Source organism: Geobacillus thermopakistaniensis, from assembly GCF_000498995.1.
GTDB lineage: Bacteria > Bacillota > Bacilli > Bacillales > Anoxybacillaceae > Geobacillus > Geobacillus thermoleovorans.
In genome coordinates this window covers 1-1,007 of record NZ_AYSF01000015.1, presented here as the reverse complement: position 1 = coordinate 1,007, position 1,007 = coordinate 1, and the positions used below count along the sequence as shown (strand labels likewise).

The window sequence follows — 1,007 nt, the reverse complement described above, 5'->3', positions numbered from 1 at the left end:
TGCTCTACCTACTGAGCTAATGGCTCATGGTTAGGATAACACTCTACAGCTTCGTTTCACTCTACCTGCCTCTTCCTCTCCCAGCTGTTTCACAGATGCCTAGTGCGTCGAGGCAACTCGAAGCAAATCCGAAGATGCAGCGCTCGTTGCTGAGCTAATGGCTCATGACCATTTTTATGTACAAAAAAATAATGGCTGGGCTAGCTGGATTCGAACCAGCGCATCACGGAGTCAAAGTCCGTTGCCTTACCGCTTGGCTATAGCCCAACGCGATGAGAAAGAAACGCTGTATTCAATTGCTATTATATCTCAGCAATCAGGGAAGTATACACTTTTCATTTCGGCCAATCATCCTTGAAAGGACGACTGGCCGAAATGGAGTGACCCGTACGGGATTCGAACCCGTGTTACCGCCGTGAAAGGGCGGTGTCTTAACCACTTGACCAACGGGCCGGAAAATAAATGGAGCTTCCAACCGGGCTCGAACCGGTGACCTCTTCCTTACCATGGAAGTGCTCTACCTACTGAGCTATGGAAGCGTAAAAATGGCTCCGCAAGTAGGATTCGAACCTACGACCTACCGGTTAACAGCCGGTTGCTCTACCGCTGAGCTATTGCGGAATGATGAATAACTATATGTCATGCACATCTTCCCAATGTGCTCGTTGCCTCTTCCTCTGCCAGCTAATTCAAGNCCGCAAGTAGGATTCGAACCTACGACCTACCGGTTAACAGCCGGTTGCTCTACCGCTGAGCTATTGCGGAATGATGAATAACTATATGTCATGCACATCTTCCCAATGTGCTCGTTGCCTCTTCCTCTGCCAGCTAATTCAAGGAAGCGAGATGCGTCGAGGCAACTCGTAGCGAATTCGAAGATGTGAAGCTCGTCGCTGAACTATTGCAGAATAATGAAACATTGCCTAGCAGCGACCTACTCTTGCAGGGGCGCTGGCCCCAACTACCATCGGCGCTGGAGGGCTTAACTTCCGTGTTCGGGATGGGAA

Annotated in this window: 5 tRNA genes and 1 rRNA gene; all 6 read right to left on the bottom strand. The window is 50.0% G+C overall.

Features of this window, described 5'->3' with window-relative positions:
- Window positions 1-192: 192 nt before the first annotated feature.
- Window positions 193-267, bottom strand: a tRNA-Gln gene (locus T260_RS136455).
- A gap of 114 nt (window positions 268-381) precedes the next feature.
- Window positions 382-453, bottom strand: a tRNA-Glu gene (locus tag T260_RS136460).
- A 10-nt stretch (window positions 454-463) separates the two neighbouring features.
- Window positions 464-539, bottom strand: a tRNA-Thr gene (locus T260_RS136465).
- Window positions 540-546: 7 nt separating this feature from the next.
- Window positions 547-621: transfer RNA gene (locus T260_RS136470), tRNA-Asn, on the bottom strand.
- Between the two features lie 72 nt (window positions 622-693).
- A tRNA-Asn gene (locus T260_RS136475) sits at window positions 694-764 on the bottom strand.
- A gap of 157 nt (window positions 765-921) precedes the next feature.
- Window positions 922-1,007: ribosomal RNA gene (rrf, locus tag T260_RS1000000138230) — 5S ribosomal RNA — on the bottom strand; the annotation flags it as partial.